The organism is Burkholderia sp. BKH01 (genome assembly GCF_025685725.1).
GTDB classification, from domain to species: domain Bacteria; phylum Pseudomonadota; class Gammaproteobacteria; order Burkholderiales; family Burkholderiaceae; genus Burkholderia; species Burkholderia pyrrocinia_C.
Map to the genome: position 1 here is coordinate 22,009 of NZ_JAOTQT010000041.1, position 19,078 is coordinate 41,086.

Below are 19,078 nucleotides of genomic sequence, written 5' to 3' on the forward strand. Positions count from 1 at the left end.
GCGGGCGTTTTGCATGCGCGCCTACTTCGGCTGCATCCGGATCGCGCCGTCGAGGCGGATCACTTCGCCGTTGAGCATCGGATTCTCGACGATCTGGCGCACCAGCATCGCGTATTCGTCCGGTTTGCCGAGCCGCGGCGGGAACGGCACCATCGCGCCGAGCGCGTCCTGCACGTCCTGCGGCATGCCGAGCAGCATCGGCGTCTCGAACAGGCCGGGCGCGATCGTCATCACGCGGATGCCGTGGCGCGCCAGGTCGCGCGCGATCGGCAGCGTCATGCCCGCGACGCCGGCTTTCGAGGCCGCATACGCGGCCTGGCCGATCTGTCCGTCGAATGCGGCGACCGACGCGGTGCTGACGATCACGCCGCGCTCGCCTTCCGCGGTCGGTGCGGTTGCGGCCATCGCGGCCGCCGCGAGCCGGATCATGTTGAACGTGCCGACGAGGTTCACGTTGATCGTCTTCGCAAATACGTCGAGCGGATGCGCGCCGTCCTTGCCGACGGTCTTCGCGGCGGGCGCGATGCCCGCGCAGTTCACGAGGCCGCGCAGCGTGCCTGCGCGCGTCGCCGCGTCGACGGCCGCCTGCGCGTCGGTTTCGCTCGACACGTCGCATCGTACGAATACGCCGCCCAGCTCGGTCGCGAGCGCGACGCCCGCCGCCTCGTTCAGGTCGGCGAGCACGACCTTGCCGCCTGCCTGCGCGAGCATCCGCGCCGTTCCGGCGCCGAGGCCCGATGCGCCGCCCGTGATCAGAAAGACGTTGCCGCGAATCTCCATGACTGTCTCCTTTGTCGACCGCCCTTGGCGCTTTAGTGCTTGGGGAAGTCCCATGCAAAGTGGTGGCGCTGTCCGATGCCAAGCGATCGGTTGAGAAGCCGGTGTGCCGGTTGGCGGCACGCATGCATCCAACCGATTGTACGGGGCGCGGTCGTGTGGCGGCGAGACAAGCACGATCGTGCTTGTCTCGGCCAGGCGAAAAAAAACCGCCCGGAAAGGGCGGCTTGCGGTGCGCGACGTGCTGCTTACTTCAGAGCGTCGAACGCGCGCTCGCGGATTTCCTCGACGCTGCCGAGGCCAGAGATCTTGCGATACTGCGGCGCCTTCAGGCCGTTTTCCTCGCCGCGCTGTGCCCAGTCGCCGTAATACTTGATCAGCGGCTTGGTCTGCGCTTCGTACACTTCGAGACGTTTCTTGACAGTTTCTTCCTTGTCGTCGTCGCGCTGGATCAGCGGTTCGCCCGTCACGTCGTCGTGGCCCTCGACCTTCGGCGGGTTGAACTTGACGTGGTACGTGCGACCCGATGCCGGGTGCGTGCGGCGGCCGCTCATGCGCTCGATGATTTCCGAGAACGGCACGTCGATTTCGAGTACGTAGTCGATCGCGACACCGGCGTCCTTCATCGCGTCGGCCTGCGCGATCGTGCGCGGGAAGCCGTCGAACAGATAGCCGTTCGCGCAATCGGATTCCTTCAGGCGCTCCTTGACGAGGCCGATGATCAGGTCGTCCGTCACAAGCTTGCCTTCATCCATGAAGCGCTTCGCCTCGACGCCGAGTGGCGTGCCGGCCTTCACGGCCGCGCGCAGCATGTCGCCCGTCGAGATTTGCGGGATGCCGAACTTTTCCTTGATGAAGTTTGCCTGGGTGCCCTTTCCCGCGCCGGGCGCGCCCAACAGGATCAAACGCATGGTGATATCTCCAGTATGTAGATTCGTGTGGCGAGACGCAAAGGCGCCGGCGACTGCGTGCGCGGGGCTTGCCTGGCGCGTGGCGGACCGGTCTGATGCGGCGCGTCGGCTTCGGCGACGCGCGGCTGCCGGCAAGGCCGCGGGCGGGGTCAAGCGAGGACGCGCTGGTCGCGGACGGCTCGCACAATCGCCTGATTATGCCACGGGTTATTTTGAACCCGGCTGAAAAAGGGCCTGCACGCGCGCGAGATCGGCCGGCGTGTCGATTCCGGTTTCGGGCGCGGACTCGGTGATCAGCACTGCGATGCGCTCGCCGTGCCACAGCGCGCGCAGCTGTTCGAGCTGCTCGGCCTGTTCGATCGGCGCCTGCGCGAGCGTCGGATACGTGCGCAGGAAACGCGCACGATATGCATAGAGGCCGATGTGCCGGTAGACCGGAAATGCAGGGGCCGGCATTGCCCCGACGTCGGGCCAGTGCGGCTGGTATGCGTCGCGGCTCCACGGAATCGGCGCGCGCGAGAAGTACAGCGCGACGCTCTGCACGTCGAGCGCGACCTTCACGACGTTCGGGTTGAACACGTCGGCCGCGTCGTGGATCGGGTGGGCCGCGGTCGCGATCGCGCAGGCCGGATGCGCGGCCAGGTGCGACGCTACGTCGCGCACGAGCACCGGGTCGATCAGCGGCTCGTCGCCCTGCACGTTGACGACGACGGTGTCGTCGCTCCACCCGAACGTCGCCGCGACTTCCGCGAGCCGGTCGGTGCCGGACGGATGGTCGGCACGCGTCAGCACCGCCTCGAAGCCGTGATCGCGCGCCGCATCGAGCACGCTCTGCGCGTCGGATGCGACGAGCACCTGCTGCGCGCCCGCTTCGCGCGCGCGCTCGGCGACGCGCACGACCATCGGCTTGCCGCCGAGGTCGGCGAGCGGCTTGTTCGGGAGGCGCGTCGACGCGAGCCGGGCGGGAATGACGGCGATGAAGGGTTGCGGGTGAGTCATCGGGGGGAACGGTGAGAAGGACGGGGCGGGTGGCGCGTCCGGAGCCGGTCGCCCGGCGGGGTTCGGCGCCCCGGCCGGGGCCGGGGCGCCTTCAAGCGATTGCGCCGGTCGAGCGGCCTGACGGTTTATCGGCCGGCCGGGTCGACTGGCGTGCCTTCGACGGTCTGGCGCGCTTCGTCGACGAGCATCACGGGGATGCCGTCGCGGATCGGGTAGGCGAGCTTGTCCGCGTTGCAGATCAGCTCCTGCGCGGCGCGGTCATAGTGGAGCGGGCCTTTGCAGATAGGGCACACAAGGATTTCAAGCAGGCGAGCGTCCACGGAGTTTCTCCACAACGAGGGCAATGAGGCGAGGGTCGAGCGCGGCTTCGACAGGGACGACCCAGAGTCGAGCGTCGCGCCAGGAAGCGCCCAATTTTACTGCATCCTTCTCGGTGATCAGGATCGCGTCAACGGCGTCGTCGACGAACGGATTGTCGGCGAACGCGTAGTGGTCGGGCAGCGCGCGCGTCGCCGGCGCGAGACCGGCCGCGCGCAGCGTCGCGAAGAAGCGTTCCGGCGCGCCGATGCCGGCCGCGGCGAGCACGCGCTCGTGCGCGAACTGCGACAGCGGGCGGCGCAATGCGGGCTGGTCGAGGTGCCATGCGGCGCCCGGCGTGAGCGCGAGCGCGTAGGTGTCGGGCCACGGCGGCAGCGTGCCGCTGTACGGGTCGTTGACGAGCGTGGCGTCGCGGTGCCGCGACAGCGGCTCGCGCAGCGGGCCGGCCGGCAGCAGGAAGCCGTTGCCGCCGAGCCGGTGGTCGAACACGACGAGCTCGACCGTGCGCGCGAGGCGGTAGTGCTGCAGGCCGTCGTCGCTGACGATCACGTCGACGTCCGGATGCGCGGCGCGCAGCGCCTGCGCGGCCGCGACGCGGTCGGGGCACACCCAGACGGGCGCGCCGGTGCGGCGCGCGATCAGCAGCGGCTCGTCGCCGGCCGCGCTCGCGTGCGACGCGGGCGTGACGGCGGTCGGCGCTTTCACGTTCGCGCCGTAGCCGCGCGACACGACGCCGGGCGTGAAGCCGGCCGCGCGCAACGCATCGACGAGCGCGATCACGGTCGGCGTCTTGCCGGTGCCGCCGACGGTCACGTTGCCGACCACGACGACGGGCACGCCGACGTCGACCGGTTTCTTCCAGCCCTGCGCATAAGCGGTGCGCCGCAGCGCCGCGCACAGGCCGAACACGCAGGCGAACGGCGTGAGCGCCCACGCGAGCGCGCCGCGCCGCTGCCATTCGCGTGTCAGGCGTGCTTCGAGCCGGGCGAGCGGGCCGCCGGGCGCGCTCATCGGGCCGGGCGCGGCGCGTCGTGCGCCGCGGCGTGGGACGGATTCGTCAAGGCGGATTCTCCGTTGGGCGGCGCGTGCCGCGGGGTCTGCGGAAGGCGGCACTCTAGCGCGCCGCATGCGGACGCGGCAAGCGCGACCGGCCGACGCGGCCCGCGGGGCCGGATCGCGCCCGGCTGTGGATAACTCTGTGAAGAACTCCCCGGTCGATGGCCTCAAACGCCCGCCGGGTGGGCGTCGAATCGGATGGGAATCATTTCGAAAGGTTTAAAAATATATAAAAATCAATGTGTTATATCGAATTGTCTGGGTTTTCCCGCGGTTTTTTAGCGTTTTACGCGGACGATTGCCAAAGTGTGGACACCTTCCGCGTGTCGCGCCGCATGCGGCTGGTGCTGGACGCCGTGCGCGTGTCGGACTATCGTGTCGCGGCCAGCATTCATCCGACCATCCATGCCTTCCGACTCCCCTTTTGCCGCACCCGGCGCGACCCGCGGCGGCGACGAAGTGATTCCCGTTTCGGCGCTCAATCGCGCGATTTCGACGATGCTCGAGCGCTCGTTTCCGCTGCTGTGGATTTCGGGCGAAGTATCGAATTTCACGCGCGCCGCGAGCGGCCACTGGTATTTCTCGATCAAGGACCAGCAGGCGCAGATGCGTTGCGTGATGTTCCGCGGCCGCGCCCAATACGCGGAATTCACGCCGCGCGAAGGCGACCGGATCGAGGTGCGCGCGGTCGTCACGATGTACGAGCCGCGCGGCGAAGTGCAGCTCAACGTCGAGGCCGTGCGGCGCACCGGGCAGGGGCGCCTGTACGAGGCGTTCCTGCGGCTGAAGGCGCAGCTCGAAGGCGAAGGGCTTTTCGCGCCCGAGCGCAAGCGGTCCTTGCCGGCCCACCCGCGCGCGATCGGCATCGTCACGTCGCTGCAGGCCGCCGCGCTGCGCGACGTGCTGACCACGCTTGCGCGCCGTGCGCCGCACATTCCGGTGATCGTCTATCCGGCGCCCGTGCAGGGTGCCGGTTCCGCCGAAAAGCTCGTCGCGGCCGTCGAGGCCGCGAATGCGCGCCGCGAGGTCGACGTGCTGCTGGTCTGCCGCGGCGGCGGCTCGATCGAGGATCTATGGTCGTTCAACGACGAAGCGCTGGCGCGCGCGATCGCGGCGAGCGAGCTGCCGGTCGTCAGTGGCGTCGGGCACGAAACCGATTTCACGATCGCGGACTTCGCCGCCGACGTGCGCGCACCGACGCCGACCGGCGCGGCCGAACTCGCGAGCCCGCAGCGCGCGCTGCTGCTGCGCGAGGTCGGCGAGCGCCAGCGTGCGCTCGCGCGCGGCATGGAACGCCGGCTCGAACAGCGCGCGCAGCAGCTCGACTGGCTCGCGCGCCGGCTCGTGAGCCCCGCCGAGCGGCTGCAGCGGCAGCGCACGCACGTCGAGCAGCTCGCGGTGCGGCTCGCGTCGGCGGCGTCGCGGCCGGTGCGCGACGCACGCGCGCGCTTCGCGCTCGCGCAATTGCGCTGGCAGCGCGCGCGGCCCGATCCGTCACAGGCGCGCCAGGCACTCGCGGGGCTGTCGCAACGTCTCGTGCTCGCATTGCAGCGCCGTCACGAGCGCGACACGGCGCGCGTGTCAGCCTGTGCGGCGCGGCTCGAGGTGCTGAGCCCGAAGCGTACGCTCGAGCGCGGCTATGCGGCGCTCATCGATGCGCAAACGGGTCGCGCGGTGCGCGCGCCGAGCGCGCTGAAGCCGCAGCGGCGCCTGACCGTGCATCTCGCCGAAGGCTCGGCCGACGTGTCGCTCGCCGACGTGCAGCCGCGGTTGACCGATACGATCTGACGTAACCGGCGCAAGCGAAACAAGGGTCCCGTAACGGACGCGTCCTACACGGGAACGGATACTGCGCACCGCCGGTTCGTCCTGCCGGACGTTGCGCAAACAGCGCTTTTCCGCATACCGCGGATAAATGGCCCGTGAGTTTGCGGGGTTATTCGTCCTCGCCTACAATCGGACGCTCGGCAGCATTCAACACAAGCCCCCCTACATACTCAACGAAGGAATCGCCATGGCTCATACGCTCCCGCCGCTCCCGTACGCTGAAGACGCACTCGCGCCGACCATCTCGCTCGAGACGATCCAGTACCACTACGGCAAGCATCATCAGGCTTATGTGACGAACCTGAACAATCTGATCCCGGGCACGGAATTCGAAAACCTGTCGCTGGAAGAGATCGTGAAGAAGTCGTCGGGCGGCATCTTCAACAACGCCGCGCAAATCTGGAACCACACGTTCTTCTGGAACAGCCTGTCGCCGAACGGCGGCGGCGCACCGACGGGCGCGCTGGGCGACGCGATCAACGCGAAGTGGGGTTCGTACGACGCATTCAAGGAAGCGTTCACGAAGGCTGCAGTCGGCACGTTCGGTTCGGGCTGGGCATGGCTCGTGAAGAAGGCTGACGGTTCGCTCGACATCGTGTCGACGAGCAACGCAGCCACGCCGCTGACGACCGCCGACAAGGCACTGCTGACGATCGACGTGTGGGAACACGCGTACTACATCGACTACCGCAACGCACGTCCGAAGTTCGTCGAAGCGTTCTGGAACATCGTGAACTGGGACTTCGCAGCGAAGAACTTCGCGTAAGGTCCGGCGCCTGCGCGCCGCTGCGGCGCGCGGCACCCACGAAAAAGCCCTCGTAACGAGGGCTTTTTTTGTTGTGGGCCGGCAGGGTCGTGCCGCGTTTTCGGATCAGCCGACCATGCCGAGCACCCAACCGAGCGCCGCGCTCGCGATCACGACGGCCCATGGCGGCACGCGCCAGAACACCAGCGCGACGAATGCGACGAGCGCGGCGGCCAGGTCGCGCGGCGCCGCGATCGTGTCGGTCCAGACGGGGTGATAGAGTGCGGCGAGCAGCAGCCCGACGACGGCCGCGTTCACGCCCGCGAGCGCGGCCTGCATGCGCGTGCTGCGGCGCAGGCGCTCCCAGAACGGCGCGGTGCCGGCAACGAGCAGGAACGACGGCGCGAAGATCGACACGAGCGCGATCGTGCCGCCGAGCCAGCCGTTCGGCGCGTCGCGCAGCGAAGCGCCGAGGAATGCCGCGAACGTGAACAACGGCCCCGGCACGGCCTGCGCGAGCCCGTAGCCGGCGAGGAACGCCGAATCGCCGACCCAGCCGGGCGCGACCACGGCCGCCTGCAGCAGCGGCAGCACCACGTGCCCGCCGCCGAACACGAGCGCGCCCGTGCGGAAGAACGCATCGACGACGGCCAGCGTATCGGATCGGAGCACGCGGGCCGCGAACGGCAGCGCGACGAGCAGCGTCGCGAACAGCGCGAGCCACAGCACGCCCGCGCGGTGCGATACGTGCAGCGGCAACGGCTCGTGGGCATCGCGCGCCGGCTGCGGCAGCAGGGCGAGGCCGGCGGCACCGGCCGCGACGATCACCGCAATCTGCGTCCATGCGGCCGGCGCGAGCAGCGCGACGCACGCGGCCGCGGCCATCAGCGTGACGCGGCGCGCATCCGGGCACAGCGTGCGCGCCATGCCCCAGACGGCTTGCGCGATCACCGCGACCGACACGATACGAAGCCCGTGCAGCGCACCGGCTTCGATCGGTGCGCCCGTCGCGTGAACGCCGAGCGCGAACAGCATCATCAGCAGCGCGGACGGCACCGTGAAGCCGAGCCAGGCGGCGAACATCCCGGCATAGCCGGCGCGCGCGAGGCCGATCGCCATCCCGACCTGGCTGCTCGCGGGCCCCGGCAGGAACTGGCACAGCCCGACGAGATCCGCATACGTGCGCTCGGTGAGCCAGCCGCGCCGCGTGACGAATTCGGCGCGGAAGTAGCCGAGATGCGCGACCGGGCCGCCGAACGACGTGAGGCCGAGCCGCAGGAACGCGACGAATACGGGCCATGGATGGCGGGAGGGGGCGGAGGCGGTCGATGTGTTCAAGACGGGGCGCGGGATGGGCGGAGCGAGCCGACACGATAGCGCAACGCGGCGACGGCGGGGTGTCGCGTGGCGGTCGTTGCGCGACGTTCAGTGCGTACTGTCGCCCAACCCGCTCGCGCGGCGCAGCGCGTCGATGTCGACGAGCTCGATCTCGCCGACATGCAGCCGCACGACACCGTCGGCCTGCAGCGCCTTCAGCAACTGGTTGGTGGTCTGCCGCGTCAGCGACAGCATCGACGCGAGCGTTTCCTGCGACAGCCGCACGCGCGTGCGCCCGGCGCTGATGCCGCCGTAGCCTTCGGCGATCATCAGCAGGCGCGCGGCGAGCCGTTGCGCGGCAGGCATCACGCTCATCGATTCGACGGTGAGGAAGCTCAGGCGCAGCTTTTGCGCCATCAGCAGCGCGAACTGCCGCCAGTATTGCGGTGTCGCGTCGAGCATCGCGAGCAGCGCGGCCTGCGGCACGTGCAGCAGCAGCGCGTCGTCGAGCGCGATCGCGTCGTGCGTGCGCGGCTGGCCGTCGAACAGCGCGATTTCGCCGAACCACGTGACGGGCTCGGCGACCGTCAGCAGCGCTTCCTTGCCCTGCGGGTCGACCGCACCTATCGTGAGTGAACCGGCCAGTACCGCGTACAGCCCGCACGGCGGGGCGCCGCGCCGGAACAGCGTGTGGCCGGCCGGCAGGCGGCGCAGCGCCGCATGGGCGAGCAGGTCCGCGCGCATCGCGGGCGGCAGCGCGGCGAACCACGGGTTCGCTTCGATCTGCGGCAGGTAGGGGGCGAGCGACGAGGGCATGGGCACGCGATGTCGGGTAGCTGACAGAGGTTCTCGGGCGTGACGCGCATCATAGCGCTCAACGACCGGCCAGGAGACGCGATGAAGACGCTCGAAGACCATCTTTCCCAGTATGCGGCCTACCATCGCGACGCGCGCAACATCGCGACGCATCTGGTCGGCATTCCGATGATCGTGTTCGCGGTCGAGGTGCTGCTGTCGCGGCCGGCGATGGCGATGCTGGCCGGCGTCGCGCTGTCGCCGGCGCTGCTGCTCGCCGTCGCGTTCGCGGTGTTCTACCTGCGTCTGGACCTGCGGTTCGGGATCGTGATGACGGTGTTGTTCGCGCTCGGCCTGTGGGCCGCGCAGGCGCTCGCGCTGCTGCCGACCGCGCAATGGCTCGGCATCGGCATCGGCGCGTTCGTCGTCGGCTGGATCGTGCAGTTCGTCGGGCACTGGTTCGAAGGGCGCAAGCCCGCATTCGTCGACGATCTGGTCGGCCTGATGGTCGGGCCGTTGTTCGTCGTCGCCGAAGTCGCGTTCTTCGCGGGGCTGCGCGGCGACGTACGTCGCGAAGTCGAGCGGCGGGCCGGGCCCACGCACGGCGGCGCGCACTCGCATGTCTGACTCGAGCCGCACGCGGGCGAAGTGCGAGCCGCGCAGGCCGGCTTGGCGCCATCGTTGCGTGGGCCGTGCGCGACGCCACAGGCGGGGCGCAACGGCTAAGATGCGGGATGCGTCATACGACGCCTATGCGGAGCAATCGCCATGGTGGATCGCCCGACTCTCGACGCCTACGACGCCCATGCCGCGCAATATGCGCAGGACTGGCTCGACCAGGCCGCCCCCGACGACATGTACGCGCTGCTCGAACAGCATTTCTCGCCCGGGCCGACCGCCGACGTCGGTTGCGGAGCAGGGCGCGACACGGCCTGGCTCGCTTCGCGCGGCTTCGACGTGCGCGGCTACGACGCGAGCGCCGCGCTGCTCGACGAGGCGCGGCGGCGCCACCCCGACCTGACCTTTGAATTGACCGCACTGCCGGCGCTGGCCGGCGTGCCATCGGGCGCGTTTCGCAACGTGCTGTGCGAGACGGTCGTCATGCACCTCGAACAGGCGGACGCGGCGGCCGCCGCCGCGCGGCTGGCCGATCTCCTGATGCCGGGCGGCACGTTGTACCTGAGCTGGCGGGTGGCCGGAAACGGTGCGCTGCGCGACGAGCGCGGCCGCCTCTATACGCCGCTCGACTCCGCGCGGATGCATGCGGCGCTCGGCGCCGGCATGCACGTGATCGACGAGCACGAGGTCGTCAGCGCGTCGTCCGGCAAGCGCGTGCACCGGCTGATCGTGCGCAAGGCGGCCGCCGCGTGAAGGCGGCACGCCGTCGCGTTCACTCGCGGTTGAGCGCCGCTTCCCAGTTGATGTCGACGCAGAGCACCTGCATGCCGGCCGCAGCGGGCGCGGCGACCGACGCGGTCACGCAAAGGTGCGCCTCGTTGATCGACAGGTAGGGTGGCGTCAGATGCACGCGGCCCGGCGCGCGCATCGCGTCGATGAAGTACGGGCGGCGCTCCCAGCTCGCGCCCTCGGAATGCAGCAGCGGCCGGAAGCGCTTGGCGCGCTGAGACACGCTGCCGCGCGCGAGCACGTTGTCGCCGATCTGGCGCCCCGATGCGTCGAGCAGGAAGCAGCGCGCGGTCTCGGGCAGTCCGAGCACGGCTGCTGCTGCATCGGTGAGCGCTTCGCCCGCGCCGAGCTTCCGGCTCGCTTCCTCGAGCGCGGCGACGTACGGCGCGAGCCGTTGCGCCTGCGTGCGCTCGCGTTGCGCGACGCGCAGCCGCAGCGCGGCCGACAGCGTATCCATGCAGCCCGCGGCGGCCTGCGGCTGCACCGGGTCGACGCTCGGCCCTGCGAAATACTGGCCCTGCACGAAATCGACGTTGCACTCGAGTGCGATCATTGCGTCGCGCTCGGTCGCGAGGCCGCCCATCAGCACGAGCTGGCCGGATTCGTGCAGCAGCGACACGAGCCCCGGCAGCACGCGTTCGAGATGCGAGTGCTCGCTCGCCTGCGCGAGGATGCCGCGGTCGAGCGTGACGATGTCGGGATGCAGGTGCCACACACGGTCGATGTTCGAATGCTTCGCGCCGAACCCGCCGAGCGCGATCAGGAAGCCGGCCTTGCGCAGCCCGTCGACGATCGCCGCGTAGCGCGGCGTCTCGCCGCCCGCCTGCTCGGGCACCTCGAGCACCACGCGGTGCGGCGGCAGCCCGAGCGCCTTCAGGTTCGCGAGCAGTGCGTCGCCGTAGACCGTGTCCATCAGTGCGGCCGGATGCAGGCTCAGGAAGAGCCATTCGTCGTGACTGTCGAACGCATGGAAGTTGCCGAGATGCAGCGATTCGGCGAGCCGGCCGAGTTCGAGCAGGTCGCCGCGCCGTGCCGCCTGCGTGAACACCTCGTGCGACGCCACCTGGCGGCTTTCCTCGTCGTGCGCGCGCAGCGACGCGTGATAGCCGATCGCGCGGCGGTGCGACACCGAGAAAACGGGCTGGAACACGCTGAACACGGTGTAGCCGCCGTACAGCACGGTGCGCCGGTTCCCGTCGTCGCCGGCGACGGGGCGGGGCGGCTGAAAGCCGGGGGGATCGATTTCGATCATGCTCATGATGTCGGCCGAAGGAAGACTGCCAGTTTACCTAGAGAATAGGCGAGCAAGAAGCATGCACGGCATCGCACCACGTGCGGCGGCCCGTCGCGGCAGGTGGACGGGATACCGCAGCGCGCATTGCAGGGGCGGGCCGCACCGCAATGGTGCGCGCAGTGGCGGTGCGGCGCCCGAAACGCGCGCGTTATGCGCGCTCGGATGGGTCCGTCTTGCGCGCGGTGCTGCGAATCTCGGGCGCGAGCTGCGCGAAGATCCACGCGGACGCGGCCGTGATGATCCCGACGCAGATGAACGTCGCATGGAATGCGGGCAGCGTGTTGCTCGGCGTCACGGTGCGCAGCATGCCGGTGAACGTCGCGAGCAACGCGCCGGCGACCGTGACGCCGAGGCTCATCGACAGCATCTGAACGAGCGAGAACAGGCTGTTGCCGCTGCTCGCGCCGCCGGTGCCGAGATCCTTCAGCGTCAGCGTGTTCATCGCGGTGAACTGCATCGAGTTGAAGCCGCCGAACAGCGCGAGGTGCACGACCTTCACCCATACGGGCACCGTGTCGTGCATCAGCGCGAAGCTCGCCATCATCACCCCGACCATGATCGTGTTCACGAGCAGCACCTTGCGGTAGCCGTGCCGCGTGATCAGGCGCGTGATGATCCGCTTCGAGAACATCCCGGCCGCCGCGACCGGCAGCATCATCAGCCCGGCCTCGAACGCCGAGTAGCCGAGGCTCACCTGCAGCAGCAGCGGGATCAGGTACGGCATCGCGCCGCTGCCGATCCGCGCGAACAGGTTGCCGAGCAGCCCGACGCTGAACGTGTGGATCCTGAACAGTTCGAGCGAGAAGATCGGTTGCGGCGCGCGTACTGCGTACAGCCCGTACGCGACGAAGCACGCGAGGCTCAGGATCAGCAGCACGAGCACGGCCGCGTGCTGCATGCCGAGATCGGCGAGCCCGTCGAGCGACAGCGAGATCGCGATCATGCCGATCGTCAGCAGCAGATAACCCTTCAGGTCGAAGCGGCCGACGGCCGGGTTGCGCGAATCGGGCATCGAATAGAAGGTCGCGATGCAGCCCGCGACGCCGACCGGCACGTTGATCAGGAAGATCCAATGCCACGACGCGATCTTCACGAGCCAGCCGCCGAGCGTCGGCCCGATCAGCGGACCGATCAGGCCGGGGACCGCGACGAACGACAGCGCGGACAGGTAGCGTTCGGCCGGAAAGGTGCGCAGCACCGCGAGCCGCCCGACCGGCAGCAGCATCGCGCCGCCGACCCCCTGCACGACGCGGAACGCGACGAGCTGCGTCAGCGTATGTGCGTTCGCGCACAGCAGCGAGCCGAGCGAGAAGACCAGGATCGCGCTGAAGAACACGCGCCGCGTGCCGAACGTATCGGCGAGCCAGCCCGACACGGGGATCATCACCGCCATCGTCAGCGAGTAAGCGATCACGACCGACTGCATCCGCAGCGGCGATTCGCCGAGGCTCGTGGCCATCGACGGCAGCGCCGTGTTGACGATCGTCGCATCGAGCGTCTGCATGAAGAAGCCCGTCGCAACGAGCCAGAGCATCACGGTGAGGTTCTTTTCGCCGGGAGCGGCGGCGGGCGGGCGTTGGAACATGAAGGAGGGGCGGTGGCGCGGGACAGCCGACATTGTAGGGAAAGCCGCCGCGCAGTGCAGGTTCGGTGCAGGTGCAACGCGAAGTCCGGCCGGCGGATGCCCGTCTCCGTCGATTGACCAGTACAGTTCAGCCAAAAGTGTCTGTAGCCGTATCTGTCCGTGTGCTGCCACTGTCCGAAATACTGGTGCCATCGAACCCGTGCGACCAGGAGGCTGCCATGCGCGAACTGCGACTGTATGTGATGGACGGTGACGAGCCGGCAGGACGGTGGCGGATCGTCGATCGCACCCTGCTCGAGGTGGCCGAAGGCGACGTCTGGGTGACCGTCGAGGGCCGGCCTGATGACCACTGGCTCGGCGCCGGCGATTCGCTGACGTTGATGCCCGGCATGCGCGTGTGGGTCAGCGCGGGGCCGCACGGAGCGACCTTCGCGTTCGGCCCGCTCGCGGTGCCGGCCGTGCGCGCCGTGCAGGCGTGGTGGCGGCCGCTCGTCGCGTGGCGCGACGGCCGGCGTCACGCGGCCGCGTCGCTGCCGACGTAGCGCGCCCGGGGCCGGATCAGCTTGCCGTCCGCATATTGTTCGAGCGCATGCGCGATCCAGCCCGCCGTGCGGCCGGCCGCGAACAGCGTGAATGCCGCGCCGTCCGGCAGCGCGAGCGTGCGCTCCAGCACCGCGAGAGAGAAATCGATCGTCGGCCGCAGGCCCGTCGCCGCTTCGACGCGTGCGGCGAGCGCGCGTGCCATGCGCAGCGCCGGGCGGTCGGGCACCGCCGCGTGCAGCGCGCCGAGCAGCGCCAGCGCGCGCGGATCGCCGTCGGGATAGAGCGGGTGCGCGAAACCGGACAGGGCAGTGCGGCCGCCGTCCGCGCGTTCGTCGTGCGCCAGCCGCAGTGCGAGGTAGCGATCGAGGTCGGCGGCGCGGGCCGCTTCGTCGAGCAGTGTGCCCGCGCGGAACGTTTCGCCGCCGTGGCGCGGGCCCGACAGCGCAGCCAGTCCGCCCGTGATCGCGCCGAACAGGTGAGTGCCGGTCGACGCGATGCAGCGCACCGCAAAGGTCGACGGATTCAGTTCGTGATCGGCGCACAGCACAAGCGCGCGGCGCAGCAGGTCGGCTTCGTCGCGCCGTCGCACGCGCCATGCAGCAGCGAGCTGCCGGTGCACGGGCGCGTCGCCCGGCGCGATGCCGGCGAGCGCGGCCGTCGCGACGCGCAGCAGCAGCGCGGCCGAATCGAGCTGCGCGTCGCGCCCCTGCGCCCACAGGCGCGGCAGCGACGCGGCCGCGGCAGGCAGCAGCACCAGCGTGCGTTCGAGCGGCGCGAGATGTGCCCAGCGGCGCGCCCAGTCGTCCCACTGCGCGGCGTCGAAGCCGGTCGACGCGAGCGACGCGGCGGCAAGCCGCGCGGGCGGACAGTCCCAGAGCCTGGCAGCCGTCTGTTCCAGCGTGGCCTCGTCGGCAAGCGCGATCGCGTCGGCGCCGCGGTAGCGCAGGCGGCCGCCGGCGATCTGCGTGATCCGCGATTCGAGCACCGGCACGCCCCAGTCGAGCGACCGCTCGGCGACGCCGCCCGCGCGTTTCGCGTCGGCGCGGCGGCGCGCGAGCAGGCGCACTTCATCCGCGTCGTAGCGGCGGCGCTTGGTCGCGCCGTCGGGCAGCGAGCGCAGCAGGCCGCGGCTTACATACGCATAGAGCGTGCTCACGCTGACACCGAGGGTGCCGGCGGCTTCCTGCGCGCTGAGGGATGTCATGCCGGTCGCTCCTGTCGGGGCGCATGAAGCGCGGCCCCGCTACAACTATTCGGTATGTATTGATTCGTGCAATCAAGATTGATCGCGCCTGTCGCGAATTCTAGACTCGATTCCGTCTCCTCCACGACGCTTAGGCGCTCACTTCACCATGACACCCGAACTCGCATTGACGCATCTGTGGCAACTCGCACTCGGCGACCGCGACGCGCTGGCCCGCGCGACCGTGACGGGGCAGGATCCGACGCTGCCGTCGACGTTCCATGTCGGCACGCTCGCCGCGGCAACGATCGCGGCCGCCGGGCTCGCGGCGGCCGAATGCCACCGGCTTCGCACGGGCGTCGCGCAATCCGTCGACGTGTCGGTGCGCGACGCGCTCGTCGCGTTCCGCAGCGAACGCTACCTGCGCGTGGACGATGGCCCGCCGCCGGAGTTGCGTCATCCGGTGACGGGCTTCTTCGAGACGCGCGATGGGCGCTGGATCCAGTTGCACGCGAACTTCCCGCATCACCTTCACGGGATCCTCGACGTGCTCGGTTGCGGCGCGCAGCCGGCCGACGTCGCCGCGGCGATCCGCACGTGGGACGGTGCGGCACTCGATACCGCGCTGGCCGAGGCCGGCCTGTGCGCGGCATTGATCAGAATACCTGATGAATGGGCGGCGCACGAGCAGGCGCGCGCGATCGCGTCGCTGCCGCTGTTCGAGATCGAGCGGATCGGCGATGCGCCGGTCGAGCCGATCGGCCGCGGCGACGCAGGCCAGCCGCTCGCGGGCGTGCGCGTGCTCGACCTCACGCGCATCATCGCGGGACCGGTCGCGGGCCGCACTCTGGCGTCGCATGGTGCGCAGACGTTGCTCGTCAACGGCCCGCACCTGCCGAACATCGCGCCGCTCGTGATCGACAACGGGCGCGGCAAGCGTTCGACGTGGATCGACCTGCGCGACGCGGCAGGCGTCGATACGCTGCACGCGCTCGCGCGCGACACGGATGTGTTCCTGCAGTCGTACCGGCCCGGCGCGCTCGCGGCGTACGGTTTCGCGCCGCAGGCGCTGGCGGAGCGGCGGCCCGGCATCGTGTGCGTGTCGGTGTCCGCATACGGGCACGCGGGGCCGTGGGCGAAGCGGCGCGGCTTCGACAGCCTCGTGCAGTCGGCAAGCGGGATCGCATGGCAGGAGCAGCAGGCCGCGCACGCGAACCAACCGCGCCATCTGCCGTGCCAGGCGCTCGACCATGCGACGGGTTATCTCGCGGCGTTCGGCGCGATGATTGCGCTCGCGCGCCGGGCACGCGAAGGGGGGAGTTGGCACGTGCGGCTGTCGCTCGCGCAGACGGGACGCTGGCTTCAGTCGTTCGGCGCCGTCCCGGGCGGCCTGCAGGCGCCCGATCTCGCGGCTGCCGACGTGCGCGACCGGATCGACCGCATCGCGTCGCCGTTCGGCATGATCGACGCCGTGCGGCCGGCCGAGCGGTTGTCGGCTACGCCGCCCTCGTTCGCGCGGCCGCCCGTGCCGCTCGGCACCGACGATGCGCGCTGGTTGTGAGCGCCGGCGGCGCGGCTTGCGTTACTTGCGCAGCTCGACGACGAAATCGTAGTAGTCGTTGCGGCAGTAGGTATCGGTCAGCTCGATCGCGCGCTGGTCCGACGTATAGCCGATCCGCGTGATCAGCAGCAGCGCGTCGTGCGGCGCGATGCCCATCTGTTCGGCGATCTCGTCGGTTGCGTTGACCGCGCGGAAATGCTGCAGCGCGCGCACGATCGGCGTGCCGCGCGCTTCGAGATAGCTGTACAGCGAACCGCCGATCGCCTGCGGATCGGGAATCAGCGTCGCGGGGAACGTCGAGTTCTCGACGGCCATCACGATGCCGTCGGCGAGGCGCAGGCGTTTCAGGCGCGTAACCGACGCGGCCGGCGACAGTCCGAGCTGGATCACCTCGTCGCGGTTCGCGGGCTGGATCTCGCGGGCGATCCATTGCGAGCTCGGCTTGAAGCCGCGACGCTCGAGCATTTCGCTGAAGCTCGACAGCCGCGACAGCGGATCCTCATAGCGCGGCTGGATGAAATTGCCCGCGCCCTGCGTGCGGCGGATCAGGCCTTGCTCGACGAGCAGCGCGATCGCCTTGCGCGCGGTGATGCGCGACACGCCGAGTGCGTCGGACAGCACGCGCTCGGACGGCAGCGCCTCGCCGGCCGTCCAGCGATTGTCATGGATTGCGTCGCCGAGCTTGCGGGCGAGCTGCAGGTAGAGCGGCGTGTCGTTGTCGGGGTCGGGGCGCAGGTCCTGCCAGCGGTCGTCCGTGGGTGACTTCATGGAGTGGGTATCGATCAGGTTGCGGCCATTCTAAGTCATCATGCGGCGCCGTTATAGCCGGTTTTTGCCGTGCGATAGGCCGGTGTCGCGCCGATTGACTACACTGATGCGTCGTATTCCATGCTTCGGCCGCGGTGCGCGGCCACGAATCCGCAACGAGGAGCGCATGACAGACACCATCTCCACGGTCGTCCTGCCCGACGGCGAGACGATTCCGAAGCTCGGCCAGGGCACCTGGGAAATGGGCGAGCGGCCGGCCCGCCGCGCGGACGAGATCGCCGCGTTGCGCGAAGGCGTCGAACTCGGGATGACCCTGGTCGACACCGCCGAGATGTATGGCGAAGGCGCGACCGAGGCGCTCGTCGGCGAAGCACTCGCCGACTTGCGCGACGACGTGTTCCTCGTCAGCAAGGTCTATCCGCACCATGCGAGCCGGCGCGGCGTCGTCGCCGCGTGCGATGCGAGCCTCAAGCGCCTGCGTACCGATCGCCTCGACCTGTACCTGCTGCACTGGCGTGGCTCGGTGCCGCTCGAGGAGACGGTCGAGGGCTTCGAGGCGCTGCAACGCGCGGGCAAGATCCGTCACTGGGGCGTGAGCAATTTCGATACGGCGGACATGGCCGAGCTCGTCGACGAGGCGGGCGGCGGCGCGTGCGCGACCAACCAGATCCTCTACAACATCGCGCGGCGCGGCCCGGAGTTCGACCTGCTGCCGTGGCTTGCCGAACACCGGATGCCGGCGATGGCGTACAGCCCGGTCGATCACGGGCGGCTGCCGAAGCGCTCGCCGCTTGACGAGATCGCGCGGCAGCGCGGCGTGTCGGTGATGCGCGTCGCACTGGCATGGGTGCTCGCGCAGTCGGGCGTATTCGCGATCCCGAAGGCGTCGCGGATCGAACATGTGCGCGACAACCGTGCCGCGCTCGATTTCGTGTTGAGCGATGACGAGCGCGCGCAGCTTGACGCGTACTTCCGTGCGCCGCGCAGCAAGCGCGCGCTCGAGATGCTCTGACGGCACCCGGCCGGGCAACGCTTCCGGTCAGTGGTTGCCTCCGGACGATCCGCCGTGACCGCCGCCGTTGCTGCCGCCGTTGCCGACACCGTTGGCGCCGCCATTGCCGGCGCCACCACTGCCGTTGCCGTTGCCATTGCCGCCGCCATTGCCGTGGCCGCCGTTGCCACCGTTGCCGCCGTTGCCACCGCCTGCGCCGCCACTGCCGTTGCCATTGCCGTGGCCACCGTTGCCGCCGCCGGCACCGTTGCCGTTACCGCCGTTGCCACCGCCTGCGCCGCCACTACCGTTGCCATTGCCGCCGCCATTGCCGTGGCCACCGTTGCCGCCGCCGGCACCGCTGCCGTTACCGCCGTTGCCACCGCCGGCGCCGCCACTGCCGTTGCCATTGCCGCCGCCATTGCCGTGGCCACCGTTGCCGCCGCCGGCACCGCTGCCGTTACCACCGCCGGCGCCGCCACTACCGTTGCCATTTCCGCCGCCATTGCCGTGGCCACCGTTGCCGCCGCCGGCACCGCTGCCGTTACCGCCGTTGCCACCGCCGGCGCCGCCACTGCCGTTGCCACCGCCATTGCCACCGTTGCCGCCGCCGGCACCATTGCCGTTACCGCCGTTACCGCCGTTACCGCCGTTGCCACCGTTGCCACCGTTGCCACCGTTGCCACCGTTGCCACCGCCGGCGCCGCCATTGCCGCCGCCGTTGCCACCATTACCGTGACCGCCGTCACCGCCGCCATGTCCGCCATGGCCCCCGCTGCCGGAGGTACCACCACCCGAAGTACCGCCACCCGAAGTACCGCCACCCGAAGTACCGCCGCCCGAAGTACCGCCACCCGAAGCACCGCCACCCGAAGTGCCACCACCCGAAGTGCCGCCACCCGAAGTGCCGCCACCCGAAGCACCGCCACCTGAAGTACCGCCACCTGAAGTACCGCCACCCGAAGCACCGCCACCCGAAGCACCGCCACCCGAAGCACCGC

The 19,078-nt window shown here is 69.9% G+C and carries 19 protein-coding genes; 8 read left to right on the forward strand and 11 right to left on the reverse strand.

Translation table 11 applies throughout. The features are described from left to right. Window positions 1-21 precede the first annotated feature (21 nt). From OEJ37_RS33530 to lpxK, 5 genes are all read right to left on the reverse strand, one after another. Entirely contained in the window at window positions 22-780 is a 759-nt protein-coding gene (locus OEJ37_RS33530; RefSeq protein ID WP_263349286.1) for a 3-hydroxyacyl-CoA dehydrogenase, read from the reverse strand. 245 nt (window positions 781-1,025) lie between these two features. Next, entirely contained in the window at window positions 1,026-1,688 is a 663-nt protein-coding gene (gene adk, locus OEJ37_RS33535) for an adenylate kinase (RefSeq protein WP_175748896.1), read from the reverse strand. A gap of 207 nt (window positions 1,689-1,895) precedes the next feature. Further along, window positions 1,896-2,687, reverse strand: a complete 792-nt coding sequence (gene kdsB, locus OEJ37_RS33540; RefSeq protein WP_263349287.1) for a 3-deoxy-manno-octulosonate cytidylyltransferase — start codon at window positions 2,685-2,687, stop codon at window positions 1,896-1,898. A gap of 125 nt (window positions 2,688-2,812) precedes the next feature. Continuing rightward, window positions 2,813-3,007 carry a Trm112 family protein gene (locus OEJ37_RS33545; protein ID WP_010090898.1) on the reverse strand — a complete coding sequence of 65 codons (195 nt, stop codon included), beginning with the start codon at window positions 3,005-3,007 and terminating at the stop codon, window positions 2,813-2,815. Further along, window positions 2,988-4,016 (reverse strand): tetraacyldisaccharide 4'-kinase, encoded by a 1,029-nt coding sequence (gene lpxK / locus OEJ37_RS33550; RefSeq protein WP_174421812.1) that lies wholly within the window; start codon window positions 4,014-4,016, stop codon window positions 2,988-2,990. The genes OEJ37_RS33545 and lpxK overlap by 20 nt, the downstream gene beginning before the upstream one ends. Before the next feature lie 450 nt (window positions 4,017-4,466). On the opposite strand from lpxK, the gene xseA reads away from it, so the two are divergent. Together xseA and sodB are read left to right on the forward strand one after the other, a co-directional pair. Beyond that, the gene (xseA, locus tag OEJ37_RS33555) at window positions 4,467-5,849 is read left to right on the forward strand and encodes an exodeoxyribonuclease VII large subunit (RefSeq protein WP_263349288.1); all 1,383 of its coding nucleotides are present in this window, start codon (window positions 4,467-4,469) and stop codon (window positions 5,847-5,849) included. A gap of 226 nt (window positions 5,850-6,075) precedes the next feature. Then, entirely contained in the window at window positions 6,076-6,654 is a 579-nt protein-coding gene (sodB, locus tag OEJ37_RS33560; protein ID WP_011352986.1) for a superoxide dismutase [Fe], read from the forward strand. A gap of 105 nt (window positions 6,655-6,759) precedes the next feature. On the opposite strand, the gene chrA is transcribed toward sodB, so the two are convergent. Beyond that, entirely contained in the window at window positions 6,760-7,971 is a 1,212-nt protein-coding gene (gene chrA, locus OEJ37_RS33565) for a chromate efflux transporter (protein WP_263349289.1), read from the reverse strand. An 87-nt stretch (window positions 7,972-8,058) separates the two neighbouring features. Next, window positions 8,059-8,766: a Crp/Fnr family transcriptional regulator gene (locus tag OEJ37_RS33570; RefSeq protein ID WP_263349290.1), complete on the reverse strand. Its 708-nt coding sequence runs from the start codon at window positions 8,764-8,766 to the stop codon at window positions 8,059-8,061. Window positions 8,767-8,847: 81 nt separating this feature from the next. Here OEJ37_RS33570 and OEJ37_RS33575 point away from each other — a divergent pair, with 81 nt between their 5' ends. After that, window positions 8,848-9,372, forward strand: a complete 525-nt coding sequence (locus tag OEJ37_RS33575; RefSeq protein WP_263349291.1) for a DUF962 domain-containing protein — start codon at window positions 8,848-8,850, stop codon at window positions 9,370-9,372. A gap of 141 nt (window positions 9,373-9,513) precedes the next feature. Further along, window positions 9,514-10,116, forward strand: coding sequence for a class I SAM-dependent methyltransferase (locus OEJ37_RS33580; protein ID WP_174421817.1), 603 nt, complete (start codon window positions 9,514-9,516; stop codon window positions 10,114-10,116). A 19-nt stretch (window positions 10,117-10,135) separates the two neighbouring features. Here OEJ37_RS33580 and OEJ37_RS33585 read toward each other — a convergent pair whose 3' ends face one another. Together OEJ37_RS33585 and mdtD are read right to left on the reverse strand one after the other, a co-directional pair. Beyond that, complete coding sequence (locus OEJ37_RS33585; RefSeq protein WP_174421818.1) at window positions 10,136-11,410, reverse strand: EAL domain-containing protein; 1,275 nt, start codon at window positions 11,408-11,410, stop codon at window positions 10,136-10,138. 184 nt (window positions 11,411-11,594) lie between these two features. Next, complete coding sequence (gene mdtD / locus OEJ37_RS33590; RefSeq protein ID WP_174421819.1) at window positions 11,595-13,031, reverse strand: multidrug transporter subunit MdtD; 1,437 nt, start codon at window positions 13,029-13,031, stop codon at window positions 11,595-11,597. A gap of 218 nt (window positions 13,032-13,249) precedes the next feature. Between mdtD and OEJ37_RS33595 the strand changes: the two genes are divergently transcribed. Then, window positions 13,250-13,573 (forward strand): DUF2917 domain-containing protein, encoded by a 324-nt coding sequence (locus OEJ37_RS33595; protein ID WP_174421820.1) that lies wholly within the window; start codon window positions 13,250-13,252, stop codon window positions 13,571-13,573. On the opposite strand, the gene OEJ37_RS33600 is transcribed toward OEJ37_RS33595, so the two are convergent. Continuing rightward, window positions 13,546-14,778, reverse strand: coding sequence for a citrate/2-methylcitrate synthase (locus OEJ37_RS33600; protein WP_263349294.1), 1,233 nt, complete (start codon window positions 14,776-14,778; stop codon window positions 13,546-13,548). The two genes, OEJ37_RS33595 and OEJ37_RS33600, sit on opposite strands and share 28 nt — an antisense overlap. 148 nt (window positions 14,779-14,926) lie before the next feature. Between OEJ37_RS33600 and OEJ37_RS33605 the strand changes: the two genes are divergently transcribed. Further along, window positions 14,927-16,318 (forward strand): CoA transferase, encoded by a 1,392-nt coding sequence (locus OEJ37_RS33605; protein ID WP_263349295.1) that lies wholly within the window; start codon window positions 14,927-14,929, stop codon window positions 16,316-16,318. Between the two features lie 21 nt (window positions 16,319-16,339). Here OEJ37_RS33605 and OEJ37_RS33610 read toward each other — a convergent pair whose 3' ends face one another. Next, window positions 16,340-17,086, reverse strand: coding sequence for a GntR family transcriptional regulator (locus OEJ37_RS33610; RefSeq protein WP_047898842.1), 747 nt, complete (start codon window positions 17,084-17,086; stop codon window positions 16,340-16,342). A 166-nt stretch (window positions 17,087-17,252) separates the two neighbouring features. On the opposite strand from OEJ37_RS33610, the gene OEJ37_RS33615 reads away from it, so the two are divergent. Both OEJ37_RS33615 and OEJ37_RS33620 read left to right on the forward strand, forming a co-directional pair. Beyond that, the gene (locus OEJ37_RS33615) at window positions 17,253-18,098 is read left to right on the forward strand and encodes an aldo/keto reductase (protein WP_263349297.1); all 846 of its coding nucleotides are present in this window, start codon (window positions 17,253-17,255) and stop codon (window positions 18,096-18,098) included. 54 nt (window positions 18,099-18,152) lie between these two features. Further along, window positions 18,153-19,010 carry a hypothetical protein gene (locus tag OEJ37_RS33620; protein WP_263349300.1) on the forward strand — a complete coding sequence of 286 codons (858 nt, stop codon included), beginning with the start codon at window positions 18,153-18,155 and terminating at the stop codon, window positions 19,008-19,010. The last annotated feature ends 68 nt before the right edge of the window (window positions 19,011-19,078 follow it).

Excerpts from the sequence above, each read along its gene's own strand:
- OEJ37_RS33530 (WP_263349286.1), bottom strand. The coding sequence starts at position 780 with ATGGAGATTCGCGGCAACGTCTTTCTGATCACGGGCGGCGCATCGGGC.
- adk (WP_175748896.1), bottom strand. The coding sequence starts at position 1,688 with ATGCGTTTGATCCTGTTGGGCGCGCCCGGCGCGGGAAAGGGCACCCAG.
- kdsB (WP_263349287.1), bottom strand. The coding sequence starts at position 2,687 with ATGACTCACCCGCAACCCTTCATCGCCGTCATTCCCGCCCGGCTCGCG.
- lpxK (WP_174421812.1), bottom strand. The coding sequence starts at position 4,016 with ATGAGCGCGCCCGGCGGCCCGCTCGCCCGGCTCGAAGCACGCCTGACA.
- xseA (WP_263349288.1), top strand. The coding sequence starts at position 4,467 with ATGCCTTCCGACTCCCCTTTTGCCGCACCCGGCGCGACCCGCGGCGGC.
- sodB (WP_011352986.1), top strand. The coding sequence starts at position 6,076 with ATGGCTCATACGCTCCCGCCGCTCCCGTACGCTGAAGACGCACTCGCG.
- OEJ37_RS33570 (WP_263349290.1), bottom strand. The coding sequence starts at position 8,766 with ATGCCCTCGTCGCTCGCCCCCTACCTGCCGCAGATCGAAGCGAACCCG.
- OEJ37_RS33575 (WP_263349291.1), top strand. The coding sequence starts at position 8,848 with ATGAAGACGCTCGAAGACCATCTTTCCCAGTATGCGGCCTACCATCGC.
- OEJ37_RS33580 (WP_174421817.1), top strand. The coding sequence starts at position 9,514 with ATGGTGGATCGCCCGACTCTCGACGCCTACGACGCCCATGCCGCGCAA.
- OEJ37_RS33585 (WP_174421818.1), bottom strand. The coding sequence starts at position 11,410 with ATGAGCATGATCGAAATCGATCCCCCCGGCTTTCAGCCGCCCCGCCCC.
- mdtD (WP_174421819.1), bottom strand. The coding sequence starts at position 13,031 with ATGTTCCAACGCCCGCCCGCCGCCGCTCCCGGCGAAAAGAACCTCACC.
- OEJ37_RS33595 (WP_174421820.1), top strand. The coding sequence starts at position 13,250 with ATGCGCGAACTGCGACTGTATGTGATGGACGGTGACGAGCCGGCAGGA.
- OEJ37_RS33600 (WP_263349294.1), bottom strand. The coding sequence starts at position 14,778 with ATGACATCCCTCAGCGCGCAGGAAGCCGCCGGCACCCTCGGTGTCAGC.
- OEJ37_RS33605 (WP_263349295.1), top strand. The coding sequence starts at position 14,927 with ATGACACCCGAACTCGCATTGACGCATCTGTGGCAACTCGCACTCGGC.
- OEJ37_RS33610 (WP_047898842.1), bottom strand. The coding sequence starts at position 17,086 with ATGAAGTCACCCACGGACGACCGCTGGCAGGACCTGCGCCCCGACCCC.
- OEJ37_RS33615 (WP_263349297.1), top strand. The coding sequence starts at position 17,253 with ATGACAGACACCATCTCCACGGTCGTCCTGCCCGACGGCGAGACGATT.